Raw genomic sequence first — 17,356 nt, 5'->3', positions numbered from 1 at the left:
GCTAACCGGAAATCAACATAACATCATGTTTTTGAATATATTAGCAATCAGAACAGATTAGCCCTGAGCCAGACTGCTTATTAGCTTAAATTCATGGCATATTCAGGTTAAAATAATAGCAGGCTTCGGTTTCACGAAGACCATAGCAAACAAAAATAACCGATAACTGAGATTTTCTTGGAAAACCTACTCGTTCCTGATCAAGCCATTACAACTATCCCTTGCACACACGCACTTGTGTTTGCCCCGCACCCCGATGATGAGGTATTCGGTTGCGGCGGTGCTATTATGCGTCACGTTGAACAAGATATTCCTGTTCGCGTCATCATCGTATCCGATGGTGCGCATGGCGTAAGCGACGAAAATATAACTGAATACACCCGGCAACGTCAGAATGAAAGCATCGCAGCTGCTCATATCCTTGGCTACGGCATGCCCATTTTCTGGCAATACCAGGACCGGCAAGTCTATTATAGCGAGAAACTCATTCAGGAAATTTTAACTGCCATTCGTGAAACTGGCGCTGACTTGGTTTATGCGCCATCGGTTTTCGAGATGCACCCGGATCATCGCGTGATGGGGATGGCTGTCGTGGAAGCCGTCAGAAGAATAGGCGAAGCAGTGCGCGTAGCCTTATATGAAGTCGGCATCCCATTGCGCCCTAATCAATTGCTTGATATCAGTGATCTGGTCACACGCAAAACGGCCGCCATGGAATGTTTTGTTTCACAAAATGCAAGACAGCGTTACGACCAGCATATCACCGCGCTCAACCGTTATCGCACCTATACCCTGTCCACCAGTGTAACGGCAGCGGAAGCCTATATTGTGATCCCGGCTGAAGAGCTGTCCAATGATCCGCTCAAACTGTATCAGTCGGAACACACCCGCCAGAAAGCCTTGGGATTGGTTCTGGACAGCAGCGACATGCCGCTGGTCAGTATCATCATTCGCAGTATGGATCGCCCTACATTATCCGATGCGCTGGACTCGATTGCCTTGCAGACTTATCCGAATATTGAAGTGGTCCTCGTCAACGCCAAAGGTGGAGATCATCGGGAAATAGGCGGATGGTGCGGGCGTTTTCCAATCCGGATAACCACAAATCATGAATCACTGAATCGCAGTAAGGCAGCAAACATTGGTTTGAATGCAGCGCAAGGAAACTACCTGATTTTTCTTGATGATGATGACTTATTTTATCCCGAGCATATCGCGGCTCTGGTAGCTTCTCTGCAAAATCACTCCAATATTCAATGCGCATACTCTGGCGTACGCGTGGAGTATTACGTGGATCAACAGCTGCAGACAGTTACTGCATTTAATGAGCCTTACAATCAACACCGGCTTTGGGGCAGGAATTTTATTCCAATTCACGCCATGTTGTTTAAACAATCTTTGGTAACTAAAGATCATTGTCGTTTTGATGAAAATCTGAAAGTTTTCGAAGATTGGGATTTCTGGATTCAGCTTACACAGCACAGCGAAATATTACATGTCGACAAAATTACTGCCATTTATCGGAATTATGGTCATTCCGGCCTGGGATTGAAACAGGACGAAAACTTCTTGAGGGAATCGAGAAGCAAAGTCTACGAAAAATGGAAAATGCTTTTAACCGGAGAACAGCTGGAAGACTTAATTGAATACAGAGAGGATGTGATATCCAATCTCCAGGCTCGACTAGCTGATAACGAGTACCTGATTTCTACTCTGCAAAATCGCCTCCAGCAAGATGCGCTTGCAAGCTCTCAGCATAACCGGTTATTACAAAACACAATCAACGATCAGCATAAAACAATAAATGATCTACATAAAACAATAAATGACCTGCTTCATTCAACCTCATGGAAAATTACAGCCCCTCTGCGCTTCATAGTGCGAATTATCCGCAGCCAGCATCACGAAGCATGGGATGGCCTGCGTCGTAGAATTTTACCTCTATTGAAGAGCATTTACTGGCGCCTACCGGTTCGCTGGCGCAGCAAAATATTGGATATGACCTACCGGGTCGCCGGACCACTCTTTTCTGGTATGGGCCATTATGAGCTATGGCGAGCAAGTAAAACTGACTCTGCTAATCCATTACCGTTGGATTCCAACGGCTTTATAGCAGGAATGATAGATCTTTCCACTATCGCTCCTTTAACAACACCTCCACCAGGACGCATTGCCATCCATGCGCATATTTTTTATGCGGATCTGGCAGCAGAATTTGCAAGCTATCTGGGTAATATGCCTTTTCCATATGACTTGTTTGTCTCAACGCCGAATGAGGCAGCAAGCCAAATATGCAAGCATGCTTTTTCTCATTTGCCTCATCTAGGACGATTAATCATCACCATCGTGCTCAACCGCGGACGTGATATTGCACCTATGTTTTGTACTTTTGGTGCAGCATTACAAGAATATGATTATATTGCTCATATTCACAGTAAGAAATCACTATATACCAATGGCGCGGCCGATGGCTGGCGCGAATATTTGTTGACCCATTTATTGGGCAATCCGTTACAAATCCAGAAAATCTTTTCACTGTTAACCGGTGACAAAAATGTTGGCTTTATTTATCCCCATAATTCATCCGTTCTACCTTATTGGGCAAATACTTGGCTCTCCAATAAAGCCAACGGATATATTTTGTGTAAAAAACTGGGCATCGCCGATTTTCCAATAGGCTATTTTGACTTCCCGGCCGGATCAATGTTCTGGGCGCAATCCAAAGCATTAGAGCCTTTATTCAAAGCTCATCTTAGAATCGAAGACTTTCTCGAAGAAGCCGGACAAACCGATGCAACACTGGCACATTGCATTGAACGTTTATTCGTCTTGGTTACCCGGAAATCCGGCCATAATGCGGTTATTCTCTGGGATAAGCAATCCAATAACTGGTCTCGCTGGCGCATTGACCAGTACCTGTTGCACAAACCGGAAGACATCCGAATTCAACTCAGAAACCCCGCCATGCGCCTGATAGTATTCGATATATTCGATACATTGATAACGCGCCCGCTGCTGGATCCTGAAAGTATCAAGCGAATCGTCGCCCAGCGTATCGGTGGCAAAGCAGGTCAGCTTTATCTTGAATTCCGCGCTGCGGCAGAAAACGAGGCACGCCGGATCGCAGGATACGATGTTGGTTTGGATGCCATTTTCAAACAACTAGCAACCTTGTCCGGCCTATCAGCAGATGTCGTCGAGGAAATCTGCGAACTTGAAAAAACCATCGAGCTGGCAATCGTGTCACCCCGCCCGGAAACAATTGCCTTATTTAAACTCGCTATCAATCTCGGTAAACGCGTCGTTCTTGCCAGCGACATGTATCTACCCAGATCTATCATTGAAACCATGCTGACACGCTGTGGAATCGATGGATGGCATAAATTTTACTTATCTTCTGACAATCGGTTGAGAAAAGATACCGGTCATTTTTACCGTCAACTCCTGGCCGATGAAAATGTATCACCCCATGAAATCCTGGTCATCGGTGATAACGAACATTCTGATGTGCAAATACCAGTCGATATGGGATTTAGAACCATGCATATTATGCGCCCTGTCGAACTTGCGCGGGCAACTCCGCGTTTTGAACCGGTTATCGAACGGGCTCTCTATCGGGACGCCCGGAATGACTTGAATAAGCAGCTTACACTCGGAATCATCACACAAGGCAACTTCCACCCCGTGTTCTATCCCCGCTTCGATCCGGCCGACTTTGTTCCCGCTTCACCCTGGGCGATTGGATTCACCATCGCGGGGCCCCTGGTACTCTCTTTCGTGCAATGGTTAGTTAAAAAAGCTGCAACCGATAGCATGAAACGGTTATATTTCCTCGCACGTGAAGGTCAAATACTCAAAATAGTTTACGATTTATGGGTATCCGGTAAGGCTGATGCTGTTGCATCTGAATATCTGGTGCTCTCACGCCGCGCAATCACGGTACCGATGATTTCGAATCTGGATGATATTTTCAAAATCGCATGTACTCACTATGCGCCCAACCCAATGCCAGATTTTATTTTTGAGCGGTATGGATTAAACCTATCAGATGAAGAATGTGAAGCATTGGCGCGCCGCAAAATTTGGCCAATGAAAAAAATGGTTGCGGTTGAAGAAGAAAATATCGATCATCTGAAACCGCTTTTGCAAGAACTCGAAGAGCGAATCCTGAATCAGGCTGGACAAGAACGCCCCGGATTAATGGCCTATTTGCATCATCTTGGATTACACAAAGATTCGACTGTTGCCATTGTCGATATTGGTTATGCGGCGACAACACAAAAACGCCTCAATCAACTTCTGGGGCAAAAAATACATGGCTATTATTTAATGACACTTGACTCTGCAGAGCAGGTTGCTTTGAAACATCAGGTAATTGCACAGGGTTACTATTGTCATTATGCTAAACCGACTGCTACCGAACCAATCATATATAGAAAAAGTTTTACAATTGAAAAATTTCTAAGTGCCGATGACGCGCAAGTAGTGTGCTACAGAAAAACCAATTCAACCGATATAACGCCCCAATTCCGGGAGCAATCGAATGAAGAACGTCACACTGCGGCGGCACGCGCGGAAATCCGGCGAGGCATTCTGGATTTTGTTAACCAATCAATCAATCTAAGAGATAACTTATTAACCGATTTTGAAGTACCCGGAGAAATTGCAGAGGATCTTTTCTTGCAGTTTATTAAAAACCCTTCCGGATCCGAAACTGATTTGCTGCGCACATTAGTATTGGATGATTATTATTACGGCCACGGTCTAGTACGTTAACAAACGATCACCACATGCTATAAAATGCCGTCCAATTGTTGTCCCACAAAATATCAATAATAAACCGTTGTATTTCAATTGGTTTCTGAAATACATCAAAACCAACAAAAGCAAGCCTACAAATGACCAAACTATTTAAATACGTTCCAGCCGCAATAAACATTCTAAGAACACAAGGATTACGTGCGTTACTCACACGAATCTACAAAAAGTGCTTTTCTACCCCTCAGAAAGCCCTTCCACAGAAAAATGATTATTCAATAGCAACCCGCTATCACCCGCTTAGTTTTCCAGAGGCCGTCCATCCCGATATTTCTATTATCATCCCGGTTCACAACAAACATTTGTACACTTTCACCTGCCTTAAATCGGTTTATGAAAACAGTGGAGAAAGTACCTATGAAGTGATTGTCGTGGATGATGCATCAACCGACGAAACTTCTAAGATGCTCAATAATATCAAAGGAATCACAGTCATTCACAATATAGAGAACAAGGGGTTCCTCTATTCCTGCAATGCCGGGGTTAGCGTCGCAAAAGGGCATTTTATCGTACTGTTGAACAACGATACTATTGTCACTCGCGGCTGGTTGAATGCGTTAACAAACACATTCTCGGATTTTCCAGATGCCGGCTTGGTGGGAGTCAAACTGGTTTATCCCGATGGCAAGCTGCAAGAAGCCGGAGGTATCGTGTGGCAGGATGCTTCAGCCTGGAATTATGGGCGCAGCGATGATCCGGAAAAGCCGGAATATTCCTATTGCAGAACAGTTGATTATTGTTCGGGAGCTTGCTTAATGATTAAACGGCAAGATCTCATCGATCTCGGACTATTGGATGACTACTATACCCCGGCCTATTATGAAGACACCGATCTCGCTTTTCGTGTCAGGAAGATTGGCAAGAAAGTGTACTATCAGCCCGCCGTCACGGTCATTCATTTTGAAGGCGTGTCTTCCGGAACAGATGTTACACAAGGCACCAAACGTTATCAGACGGTTAATCATGAAAAGTTTTATCGACGCTGGCGCGAAACACTGCAATCTCACCGGACCAACGGAGATATGCCCCATCTTGAGAAAGAACGCGACGTCAATAAGCGTGTGCTTGTCCTTGATGACCTGGTTCTAATGCCTGATAATGATTCCGGCTCATTACGCATGTTTAATTTATTGCATATCTTCAAAAGATTAGGATACAAAGTCAGTTTTATCGCAAAAACCCTTGCATACCATCCGGTTTATACGCGAAAAATGCAATCTATCGGTATCGAATGCTTTTATTTACCTTATCTGGAATCGATTCATTCGCATTTAATGGCGCATGGGCATCTATATGATGTTGTATTACTCAGCCGGGTAAACGTTGCTGAGCAATTCATAGACACCGCAAAAAAATACTGCACGAATGCAATGATACTGTTCGATACGGTGGATCTACATTTTTTGCGTGAACAGCGGCAGGCTTTGATCAATCAGGACAAACAGCAATTGGCTGCAGCCGAAAGGCTAAAACTGCAGGAATTGAGCACTGCACGTAAAGCGGATAAAACATTATTGGTCAGCCCGGTAGAAATTGAATTATTTAAACAAGAGGCCCCCGATGTTCCAGTAGCGCTATTATCGAATATTCATCAAAACCAGGAAACTGTTTATGGATATCAAGAAAGAAAAGATATTCTGTTTATCGGCGGCTTCGAGCACCAGCCTAATGTTGATGCAATGGAATTTTTTATTAATGAAATTTTCCCGATACTCCATTCATTAAAAACGGATTTAAAACTTTTGATTATCGGCTCCAATACTCCCCCCAAGATTGCTGCTCATGCTTCTTCGCATATCATTATTAAGGGCTTTGTATCAGACATAAAACCAATTTTTGATCGTATCAAACTATCTATCGCCCCCATTCGTTATGGCGCTGGTGTTAAAGGCAAAATCAACACCAGCATGACTTACGGTGTGCCGGTAGTTGCAACCACAGTGGCAGCCGAAGGAATGAATCTCACGCACGGCAAAGACATCCTGATTGCAGACACTCCGGAAGACTTCGCCAAGCAAATTGTCCGCGCATACGATGATGAACAATTATGGATAAGTTTGTCCAATTCTGGAAAAGTTAATATCGAGGAGCATTTCTCATTTGCTGTTGCCGAACGCCAACTGCGCAATATTCTGCAAGATAGCCAGAATTCCAAAAATACAGCCAATCAAGCAATCAATGCGTGAGTAAATCATACTTAATCATGCAACCTAATCATGATCTGCAAAACAAATGACTCTCGCACAGAACCCTTTTATTTCTGTCATCGTTGTCAACTACAATTCTGGAGAGATGCTGTCCAAAGCTTTGTCCGCATTAGCAAAGCAAACTTACTCAAATTTTGAAGTCATCGTAATAGATAATCACAGCGTGGATAATTCCTGGCAGGCGGCCGAGAAAACAAACTTCCCATGCCGCCTTGTTCGCCTTGACAAAAATACCGGTTTCGCAGCTGCAAATAACCTCGCTGTAGCGGATTATATTCACAGCGATTGGATTTTTTTTCTGAACCCTGATGCTTATCCTGAGCCGGAATGTCTGGAAGTAATTGTTAAAAATATCAATCAGATTCCGAATGTGGATTGCTTTGCCTGCAGCTTGATTGACGCAAATCAGCCATTACAACTAGATGGGCTTGGCGATACTTACCACATATCCGGGTTACATTGGCGCACTGGTCATGGAGCCCCCTGCGATATCACACCAGCGCATCCGATAGAAGTTTTTTCAGCATGCGCAGCTGCGGCAATATACCGCACCGAAACATACCGCCAGTTGGGCGGCTTCGATGAAACATATTTCGCTTATTCCGAAGATGTCGATCTTGGCTTTCGTCTGCGGCTTATCGGAGGTAAAAGTCTGTTATTGCCCAATGCTAGAGTTCATCACGTTGGCTCAGCTATCACAGGCCGCTCAAGCGATTTTTCGGTTTATCATGGGCACCGCAACTTAACCTGGACGTTTATAAAGAATGTACCCGATCCGTTAATGCTCGTCCTCCTGCCGGTCCATCTGGCCATGATTCTTTATATGGGGTGCTTCTTTGCTGCTTCTGGCCGTTTAAAACTTTATATGCAGGCTAAAATCGACGCTTTTCAGCATATCCGATTGCTATTGGCGCAAAGAAAAGAAATTCAAAGTAAACGAACGTGCTCTTGCTTGAACTTACTTCAAATGATGACCTGGCGGCCACGCAAGTCTTTTACTAAAGTATCCATCAAGCAGGAAAACACAAACTATTGACACATAGAGAGAATTACCGATAATACTAACCAGCAATTATTTGGCCACAAAGTAGCCTTATTTGAAGGTAAACAATGCACGTCCCACAAGAAAGCTGCCACAACATAGAAAACCGACACAAACAATCCATATCTGTAATTATTGTAAACTATAATGCCGGTCCATTACTGACCCAGTGTGTTCAAGCAACTCTGCAGCAAACTGAGCAAGTAATTGTGATTGATAATGCATCGTCTGATTCCAGTCTGCTAGAACTTGAAGCCCGCTTTCCTGCGAACAGTCACCTTCAGATAGTTCGTCTTGATAGCAATGCCGGCTTTGCTGCCGGCTGTAATATCGGTCTTGGCACATCAACGCAACCCTACATTCTTTTCCTGAACCCGGATTGTATTTTGCAGGGAAACTCATTACAACGCATGGCTCAAGTATTGGAATCAGATTCACATATCGGCATGGTTGGCGGTTTTCTTATCAACCCGGATGGCTCCGAGCAAGGCGGCGGGCGGCGTGCAATTCCTACACCGTGGCGGGCTTTTGTGCGCGCCTTTGGGCTATATCATCTGGCGAAATACTGGCCACAGCTGTTCTTTGATTTTCATCTGGATAAACAGCCATTGCCGCAATCTCCCATTGAAGTTGAAGCCATATCAGGCGCATTGATGCTGGTGCGGCGCGAAGCCATCGATGATGTCGGTTCCTGGGATGAGAGTTATTTTTTACATTGCGAAGATCTGGATTGGTGTATGCGATTTAAGCAAAAAAACTGGAAGATTGTTTTTGTACCGGATGCTCCGGTTACCCATTTCCAGGGAACCTGCAGCCGTGCCCGGCCATTCTTTGTCGCTCGGCATAAACATAAAGGTATGCTGCGTTTTTACCGAAAATTTTTTCAGCATCAATATCCACGCGCGCTGATGGGTCTAGTCACCTTCGCCATCTGGCTCCGCTTCGGTATCACTGTGATACGCTATTCGCTACAAAATTGTTATAAATTGCTGAAACCAAAACATGAGTGAGCGACATGTCGGATTGCTCGGCGCAACCAGCCTGATCGGTGAATGCTTGCTGAAACAATTGATACAAAACAATTGGCATATCACTGCTTTCTCTCGTCGCCCGATTACACAAAGCCACCCGCAAATCGCCTGGAAACAGTTGGATACGACCAATCAATTAAGAATCGGCACAGAAGAAAATAATATCCCCTTTTGGATATGTGCGGCTCCTGTCTGGACATTGCCTGACTACTTTGATCTCATATCAGCTTCTGGCGCACGGCGGATTGTCGTATTATCCTCCACCAGCCGTTTCACCAAAGACACGTCATCCGACCCCAGCGAACGAAAAATTGCGCAGCAATTGATAAAAGGTGAGGAGTTTGTGCAAACATGGGCAGCCACGCATGGGGTAAAATGGATTATTTTGCGTCCGACACTGATTTATGGATACGGACACGATAAGAATATTACTGAAATAGCACGATTTATCCGCCGCTTCGGGTTCTTTCCACTACTGGGATCAGCCAAGGGATTGCGGCAGCCTATTCACGTTGAGGATGTCGCTTTGGCATGTTATGCGGCACTAGATACTTTAAATCTGACCAATCGTTCCTATAATCTAACCGGCGCGGAAACTTTATCTTATCGCGAAATGGTCAAACGCGTATTTGAGGCACTCAATCATCCGCCACGCATGTTGGCGATACCGCTCTGGCTCTTTCAGATAGCGGCACGGGGGCTTAGCTGGCTGCCACGTTACCGCAGCTGGACATCTGCAATGGCGGAAAGAATGAATCAGGATTTAACATTTGACTGTTCAGATGCAAAACAGGATCTAAACTTTTTCCCTAGATCGTTTAAACTGACGGCCAAAGACTTACCTGGTTAAAACTAACAATGTGCAATCATAATTAATTCAGCATATTGCAATTATTGAATGAGTTACACAATATCATGGTGTTGATAAATGAAATTCAAATTTAAAGCGCCTCAGAATGAAATTGCTCAGGTACTGATCAGCTTTAAAAAAACCTTTAGAAACATTGGTGTTTTTAGCGCAGTTATCAATATGCTGATGCTCATGCCGGCCATTTATATGCTGCAGCTCTATGACAGCGTATTAACCAGCCGCAACGAAATGACTCTGTTAATGCTGACACTGATCATGCTGGGTGCTTATGCTTTTATGGGTGCACTGGAATATGTGCGGAGTTTTGTATTGATTCGCGTCGGTGCTCAGCTCGACATGAAATTGAATAAACGCGTCTATACTGCGGCTTTTGAGGAAAACTTAAAACAAGGCAATAACAATGCCGGGCAAGCTTTAAAAGATCTGACCAATTTGCGGCAATTTTTAACCGGCAACGCATTGTTCGCCTTTTTTGATGCACCCTGGTTTCCAATTTATATATTCGTTATATTCATGTTTCATCCTGCTCTGGGTGCTTTCGCCTTATGTGGTACAACCCTATTATTCATTTTGGCCTATATTAATGAAAAAATATCGCACAAACCTTTAGCCGAGGCGAATTCAATGGCAGTCGCTTCGACCAATGTGGCATCCAATAATTTGCGCAATGCCGAAGTGATTGAAGCCATGGGTATGCTGCCCAATATTCAATCACGCTGGTATAAACTGCATAGCCGTTTTCTTAACTTACAAGCTGAAGCGAGTGAAAAAGCAGGTATTGTCACCGCACTGTCTAAATCTTTTACCGTGGCATTGCAATCACTCATGCTGGGATTAGGTGCTTTACTGGTTTTAGATAACAGCATTACCCCCGGAATGATGATTGCTGGCTCAATACTATTTGGTAGAGCCGTTGCACCGGTCCAGTTATTAATCAGTGTGTGGAAACAAATTGGCGGCACGCGGAGTGCTTATGAGCGCTTAACTAAATTGCTCGAACAAAATCCGGCGCGCGAAGCAGGCATGGCGTTACCTAAACCGAAAGGCGTTATTTCTGTTGAGAATATTACAGCGGCTCCACCTGGCGGTAAGGTTGCTGTTATCAAAGGATTAACTTTTTCCCTAGCTGCCGGTGAGGTTCTCGGCATTATTGGTCCGAGTGGATCTGGAAAATCCACTTTGGCACGCCTACTAGTTGGTGTATGGCCAGCTGCTGCAGGAAAAGTAAGATTGGATGGCGCGGATGTTTATCTCTGGAACAAGGATGAACTGGGTCCGTATATCGGTTACTTGCCTCAAGATATTGAATTATTCGCCGGCACTGTTTCCGAGAATATTGCGCGTTTCGGCGAAGTGCACGCGGATAAGGTGATTCTGGCAGCCAAACGAGCGGGTGTTCATGAATTGATTCTGAATATGCCCTCCGGCTACGACACACCGCTGGGTGATGGCGGCACAGGCCTTTCTGGTGGACAGAAACAGCGTCTCGGCTTAGCGCGTGCCATGTATGATGATCCATCATTGATTGTTCTCGATGAACCCAACTCGAACCTCGACGATGTGGGAGAGCAAGCGCTTCTGGCAGCCATCATTGATTTGCGTAAACGTGGAAAAACCATTGTCTTGATTACTCACCGCACTAGCATTATCAGTGCAACCAACAAGCTGCTATTATTACATGATGGCGTGGCAAAAATGTTTGGCCCGACTAATCAAGTCATCGAAGCATTGACCCAACAACAGCAGCAAACACAACAAGCGCTTTTGGCACAACAAGAAGCCAAAAAGCAAGCCACTCAAAACCAAACGACTCAAACTACCAATGCAGCTGACTCCAAAACTGAATAAATTATGGCGCGCCGCTCAATTGCACATTGAGAAAGTATCGATCATCGAGCAGGGATAATAATGAAGCTTGTAGCTGAAGAAAAAAAGACAATTATTGAGACTGTTCCAGTCGATCTATCCAATCAGGTTGAAACTGATGAAACGCAACATACCAAGCTTGGCTGGTGGATCGTTCTGGCGGGCTTTGGCGGATTTATTTTGTGGGCATCTTTCGCACCGCTGGATAAAGGTGTGCCGATTTCAGGTACAGTCACCGTCGCCAGTCACCTCCAAGCGGTACAGCATCAAACTGGCGGCATTGTAGACAGCATTCTGGTGAAGGAAGGTGATCATGTTAAAGTGGGGCAGATCCTGGTACGCATGAATGATGTTCAAATCAAAGCGCAGGCCGAAATAACCCGTAGCCAGCTTTATACTGCGCGTGCAGTAGAAGCACGTTTATTGGCAGAGCGTGATAGCGAAAATGAAATTAAATTTCCTGCAGAATTATTGTCACTGCAAAGTGATCCACGCGTTGCCAATAATATCATCATACAAAATCAATTATTCACATCGCGCAGGCTGGCCTTGCAACATGAAATAGCCGCCCTCGATGAAGGCACTGCCGGTTTAAAAGTACAACTGCGCGGGCTTGAAGCATCAAAGATCAGTAAAAACCAGCAGTTGAAATTCCTGGAAGAACAACTTGTAAATCTGCGTGACCTGGCAAAAGATGGTTTTGTACCCCGTAACCGGGTTCTGGATCTTGAACGCAACTATTCACAACTAGCAGGAGAAATTTCCTCGGATATCGGCAATATCGGCCGCACACAACGCCAGATAACAGAGCTGGAACAGCGTCGCATTCAAAGGCAACAGGAATACCAGAAAGAAGTACGCCAGCAACTATCTGACATACAACGCGAAGCAGATAGTCTAAGCAGCCGTTTGAGCGGGCAAGATTTTGAATTAGCTAACGTAGAAGTTAGAGCACCTGTTGATGGTATCGTGGTAGGCATGAATGTATTTACTGAAGGTGGCGTTATCGGGCCAGGATTTAAGCTAATGGATATCGTTCCGAGTGATGATGTTCTGGTCATTACAGGCCAAGTGCCCGTGCATTTAATTGACAAAGTCCATATTGACCTTTCTGTGGATCTGATTTTTTCCGCTCTTAATCAAAAGAAAACACCCAATATCCCGGGCACCGTCACTCAAGTGTCAGCGGATCGCCTAACGGATGAGCGAACCGGTCTTCCATATTACAATATGAAAGCTAAGGTGACTGCTGATGGTATGAAGCAATTGTCCGATCAACAGATCAGAGCAGGCATGCCGGTAGAAATATTTATTAAAACAGGTGAGCGATCATTAATGAGTTATTTATTCAAACCAATACTTGATCGTGTTCACTCATCCCTAAGTGAAGAATAGTTGCGATGATATTCACCTGCCAAAAGATTTTTGTTTTAGTCTGTATTATTCTGTTCAGCCAGGCTAACCATGCGCATGCATTGAGTCTGCTAGATGCTTACGAGGCCGCATTAATGCATGACCCAATCTACCGTTCTGCGTTCCATGAAAATGAAGCGGGGCAACAAGCAGAAGCTATCGGCTTAGCTAGTTTATTGCCTAATTTATCCATCACCCACACGCAAAGCAAAAACACAGGAACAAGAGAGCTATCGGGTGCTGCTGGTGCAGCAGGTGCACAATCACTTAATTTTGATAGCCAAGTCAGCAGTTTAACTTTGCGCCAACCCTTGATTAATATGGAAGCTGTCGCCAATTACCGTCAAGGCAAAGCGCAAGCTGACTCCAATCGCGCGAAATTTAACGGTCGTAGTCAGCAACTTGTAGTCCGGTTGGTAGAAGCCTATGTGGAAACATTATTGGCACAGGATCACGTAAAGCTTGCTGAGAAACAACGCGACTCCCTTGAAGAACTAAAACGCGTTAATGAACGCATGCTACAGAAAGGCGAAGGAACTACTACCGATGTGCTTGAGACACAATCTAAGCATGCTATTGCACAAGCACGCGTTATTGAAGCCAATGATGAACTGGAGGGGGCTCAACTTAAACTTGGGTCAATTGTAGGACATAAAATTACCCAGTTGGATCGTTTATCTGACATGTTCAGTTCTCGCTCCATCCAACTGCAAGACTACGATAACTGGTACGCATTAGCGCTTGAGCGCAATGCTGAAATAGTGACACAACGTCATGCCGTAACATCCGGTAAGGAAGAAATCAGGAAAAACCACGCTGGCCATGCTCCTCGTGTAGATCTCGTGGCCAGCTTAACGCGAAACAAGGCAGGATCATTTGTTACTGCCAATCAGGATGTTCATCTGGCCACGGTTGGCGTAGAAGTTAATATACCTCTATATGCAGGAGGCCGCGTGAATGCGCTCACTGCTCAGGCAAAGGCTAATCATGCCCGAGCAGAAGCCGATCTCGATGCGATGACCGATAAAGTGCTTGTTGAACTGCGTAAACAATATAATCTATTACTCAGCGGTGTGAAAAGAATCGAATCGCTAGAACTCGCTGTCAAATCCGCTGAATTACTTGTTGAAGCTACACAGAAAAGCATTCGGGGCGGGATACGGATTAATCTGAATCTCTTAGATGCTCAACAACAATTACATACCGCTCGGCGCGATCTCGCAGAGGCAAGATATAATTATATGCTCGCATATCTTCGCTTACAGTTAGCTGCTGGTACACTGGTACTCGATGACTTAAGAAACATAGCAAGTTATTTTATAACTCAAAACTGATTCTGTAATCAACCCGTGTTGATTAAACACCATTCTTCTTTAGTGTTTCCTGACAGTAGTCACTGCTGCAACACCATCGCAATTTACATGAATACCGGGTAAATCCAAGTTTGAATACGCCGCTAAATTGATTGAAAGCTATGTTTTCATCAGGACCAGCTTGAATACTTTTTCCGCGCAAAGACCCAACAAATTTCTGCAACATTTTTATTTATTGTTTAACCAATGTAATGCTTCCACTGCCTGTCTTTGTATCATTTGTACCATAAATCTCATTCGGAATTCCAACTACTCCTGATAGCACATTACCTTCTAATAAGAGGCGATACTCTCTATTAGCATTCCACCCAGAATTGACAGAAGAACTAGCACTATTAAACTCCAGCGCTCGCGTCCGCTTAATTCTAATCAGTTGGCGATTCTCTGTATCACTTGATATATTTGCTAGGATGTCTGGATCAATTCTGTCTTCATCAATGAACTCATCATTAATTTTAAACTGAGTGATTATGTCGCCAGTCACTCTTGCACTCAGATGACTATCTCCTGCACCTTTATGAGTGATCTCACCACCCACATACCCGTATTGTACAACCACAAGTTGCAAAGTTGTTTGTAGAATACTATCAGAAGCTTCGTATGTCCCTTTCCAAGTGGTATTTCTTAATTCCTGTTCTAATTGCTCATTAATATTTTTCTCCACTTGTGCATCAGCAATAGCGAATGTTAAGTCACCGCGTAAATTAAAATTAACTTTATAGGTATTGCCGCTTGCATTGATACCACCGATAGTTAAGCTATTAACTCCTGATGTTTCAGGAACTACAAAAGACCTAGAGAAATCAGCATCTATTGCTAGTACGGTGGTATTCCAGAGTAGAAAACATAAGAGCATTATTTTTTTAAGCATTGATCACCCGCTTGAAGAATAATATAAGCCACGATAAAGATATTGAATCGGCTGGGAATCTGCCGAACTTGAGCAATCGTAGCGAACCATGCAAAACAGTAAGAACAGATTCTTACAATTTTGAGGCGCATAACGAGACTCTGCAGCGAAGAATTGTGGAAATATGAACCGCTGTTCCCACTGGTACTGCAGATCAGTCTAAAGTTCGACAGACTCATAAAGTATGTTTGTTACGCATAAAGATTTTCAGTGGCATTGCACTCAGGGTAGCCACACATCGGCTCTATAAGAAGAAGCATACATGCGATATGAGTTTGAATATTGCAATCTCTGCATGCAGATTGCATACTTCACACACACTATGATCAGGCGAAAGAAACCGTTCAGCAACCAGCAATAGCACTTCCTGATCGCAGCATTCCATGAGTCATGATATGACTTGGATAAACGTAAGGTAAAAAAGTCACCTTCTTCTGAAAAAATCAAGTATATGGCTCAGAAATACTTAATCGGTCGCAGTTGATGAAATGAAAGACCAAAAAACCGTCAGCGACGGCACATCTATAATTCGGCCGCACACTCCCAGCTAGGGAGTCCAGTAATCCGAAACCATGTCCATGTCAGCATACACAATAATGTGAACAACGAAAACTATCTACCCGCCTTTGCTGCACCAGAGCTCCGAATCAATCTTTCTCTGTTAAGGTTGCTTCTGCCAGTCCATCAAATTCATTCCCTTCCCTTTCATTGCCCCATCGATTTTTTTAAGATAAAGCGGAAACAGTTACAAATGATTTACTGGTATATTCCCAATTGAGTCTGCATGAAAAGAAAAATCAATTGCCGGGATTCTCGATAGCTTCTCTATTCTCGCCGCTTAACCATCATCAATATGCAGCAGCTAATTCCAGCAAATATAGCTCATAGCCAATTAATACACTGTACCCAATTAAAACCATATACTTAAGATGCCTTACTCGCATTCCACCAGTCAGCTGAACGTTGTGGTGAATGACAAGCAATATAAGCGCCATTGATGTGAGTGCCAACTTGAAAACAACGAATTTTTCCACACTGTCTTCTATAAGAATCGCCATCAACCAATTAAGTTCTTCACCTCCATTAGCTAAGATGTTCAGAGTAAAAATAGCGTCACCAATACTCAAGAATAGAATAGCGATGGTACACAGCATCAAATGTCCTGCATAACAATCTACATACACTGCCCCTCCTCTATCCGTTGCTCTACGTTCAACAACTCTCCTGCCAGTCTTTATTCCCAAATGAAAAGGACAGAAAAAAGGCATACCTTGACGACGATCCCGACTTCGATTGTTAGAAATTGCGACCGCATTAGCCATACAAACCCCACATGCATTATTTAGTCATATAATAAAAACAGCTACTTTTTTACCCCCGATTAAATTATCTTATCGGATAATAAATACAAGATCTTCCATAACAAATAACCATTTCCACTCTAATTACCATACAGTTATAAAAATGTAAAGTCGTTTTATGAAAACTGTAATCAAGTAAAGAAACCGCTTCACTATTTAAATACACAATTATTAATAAATTATCAATTACTTATCACTCATACTTACGCCTATTACTCATGCTATTTTATGCGGGGTAGCAGTTGATTCATAAAAAGGATATTGACATAAGACCCCATAACAAGTTTTAATACGCGGTTCCATTGACTAAATAAATTTAGAGAGAAAAATGAAACGTACTTATCAGCCTTCCGTTACTAGAAGAAAGCGTACCCATGGGTTTCTTGTGCGCATGAAAACACGTGGTGGTGCTGCCGTGATTCGCGCTCGTCGCGCAAAAGGCCGTGCACGATTGAGTGTTTAAT

Annotated in this window: 11 protein-coding genes; 9 read left to right on the top strand and 2 right to left on the bottom strand. The window is 43.9% G+C overall.

What is annotated here, in order from left to right; translation table 11 throughout:
* Positions 1–177 precede the first annotated feature (177 nt).
* The 8 genes from QZ942_RS09540 (at position 178) to QZ942_RS09505 (ending at position 14,582) form a co-directional block, all read left to right on the top strand.
* Positions 178–4,776: a rhamnan synthesis F family protein gene (locus QZ942_RS09540; RefSeq protein WP_292994988.1), complete on the top strand. Its 4,599-nt coding sequence runs from the start codon at positions 178–180 to the stop codon at positions 4,774–4,776.
* A 122-nt stretch (positions 4,777–4,898) separates the two neighbouring features.
* Positions 4,899–7,004, top strand: coding sequence for a glycosyltransferase (locus QZ942_RS09535; RefSeq protein ID WP_292994987.1), 2,106 nt, complete (start codon positions 4,899–4,901; stop codon positions 7,002–7,004).
* A gap of 46 nt (positions 7,005–7,050) precedes the next feature.
* Positions 7,051–8,061, top strand: a complete 1,011-nt coding sequence (locus tag QZ942_RS09530; protein WP_292994986.1) for a glycosyltransferase family 2 protein — start codon at positions 7,051–7,053, stop codon at positions 8,059–8,061.
* Positions 8,062–8,135: 74 nt separating this feature from the next.
* Positions 8,136–9,077: a glycosyltransferase family 2 protein gene (locus QZ942_RS09525; protein WP_292994985.1), complete on the top strand. Its 942-nt coding sequence runs from the start codon at positions 8,136–8,138 to the stop codon at positions 9,075–9,077.
* Positions 9,070–9,948 (top strand): NAD(P)-dependent oxidoreductase, encoded by an 879-nt coding sequence (locus QZ942_RS09520; RefSeq protein WP_292994984.1) that lies wholly within the window; start codon positions 9,070–9,072, stop codon positions 9,946–9,948. The genes QZ942_RS09525 and QZ942_RS09520 overlap by 8 nt, the downstream gene beginning before the upstream one ends.
* Positions 9,949–10,026: 78 nt before the next feature.
* Positions 10,027–11,817, top strand: coding sequence for a type I secretion system permease/ATPase (locus tag QZ942_RS09515; RefSeq protein ID WP_292994983.1), 1,791 nt, complete (start codon positions 10,027–10,029; stop codon positions 11,815–11,817).
* A gap of 60 nt (positions 11,818–11,877) precedes the next feature.
* Entirely contained in the window at positions 11,878–13,230 is a 1,353-nt protein-coding gene (locus tag QZ942_RS09510; RefSeq protein WP_292994982.1) for an HlyD family type I secretion periplasmic adaptor subunit, read from the top strand.
* A 5-nt stretch (positions 13,231–13,235) separates the two neighbouring features.
* Positions 13,236–14,582, top strand: coding sequence for a TolC family outer membrane protein (locus tag QZ942_RS09505; protein WP_292994981.1), 1,347 nt, complete (start codon positions 13,236–13,238; stop codon positions 14,580–14,582).
* A gap of 211 nt (positions 14,583–14,793) precedes the next feature.
* On the opposite strand, the gene QZ942_RS09500 is transcribed toward QZ942_RS09505, so the two are convergent.
* Positions 14,794–15,492, bottom strand: a complete 699-nt coding sequence (locus QZ942_RS09500; protein WP_292994980.1) for a hypothetical protein — start codon at positions 15,490–15,492, stop codon at positions 14,794–14,796.
* Positions 15,493–16,379: 887 nt separating this feature from the next.
* Entirely contained in the window at positions 16,380–16,853 is a 474-nt protein-coding gene (locus tag QZ942_RS09495; protein ID WP_292994979.1) for a DUF5658 family protein, read from the bottom strand.
* Positions 16,854–17,220: 367 nt separating this feature from the next.
* Between QZ942_RS09495 and rpmH the strand changes: the two genes are divergently transcribed.
* Complete coding sequence (rpmH, locus tag QZ942_RS09490; protein ID WP_292994978.1) at positions 17,221–17,355, top strand: 50S ribosomal protein L34; 135 nt, start codon at positions 17,221–17,223, stop codon at positions 17,353–17,355.
* Position 17,356 lies beyond the last annotated feature (1 nt).

The sequence above is a fragment of the Nitrosomonas sp. genome, assembly GCF_021731985.1.
GTDB lineage: Bacteria > Pseudomonadota > Gammaproteobacteria > Burkholderiales > Nitrosomonadaceae > Nitrosomonas.
The sequence above is the reverse complement of the archived record's forward strand: the minus strand, read 5'-3'. Positions and strand labels throughout refer to the sequence as shown.

Coding starts and splice junctions, on each gene's coding strand:
- QZ942_RS09535 (WP_292994987.1), top strand. CDS start 4,899: ATGACCAAACTATTTAAATACGTTCCAGCCGCAATAAACATTCTAAGA.
- QZ942_RS09530 (WP_292994986.1), top strand. CDS start 7,051: ATGACTCTCGCACAGAACCCTTTTATTTCTGTCATCGTTGTCAACTAC.
- QZ942_RS09525 (WP_292994985.1), top strand. CDS start 8,136: ATGCACGTCCCACAAGAAAGCTGCCACAACATAGAAAACCGACACAAA.
- QZ942_RS09520 (WP_292994984.1), top strand. CDS start 9,070: ATGAGTGAGCGACATGTCGGATTGCTCGGCGCAACCAGCCTGATCGGT.
- QZ942_RS09515 (WP_292994983.1), top strand. CDS start 10,027: ATGAAATTCAAATTTAAAGCGCCTCAGAATGAAATTGCTCAGGTACTG.
- QZ942_RS09510 (WP_292994982.1), top strand. CDS start 11,878: ATGAAGCTTGTAGCTGAAGAAAAAAAGACAATTATTGAGACTGTTCCA.
- QZ942_RS09505 (WP_292994981.1), top strand. CDS start 13,236: ATGATATTCACCTGCCAAAAGATTTTTGTTTTAGTCTGTATTATTCTG.
- QZ942_RS09500 (WP_292994980.1), bottom strand. CDS start 15,492: ATGCTTAAAAAAATAATGCTCTTATGTTTTCTACTCTGGAATACCACC.
- QZ942_RS09495 (WP_292994979.1), bottom strand. CDS start 16,853: ATGGCTAATGCGGTCGCAATTTCTAACAATCGAAGTCGGGATCGTCGT.
- rpmH (WP_292994978.1), top strand. CDS start 17,221: ATGAAACGTACTTATCAGCCTTCCGTTACTAGAAGAAAGCGTACCCAT.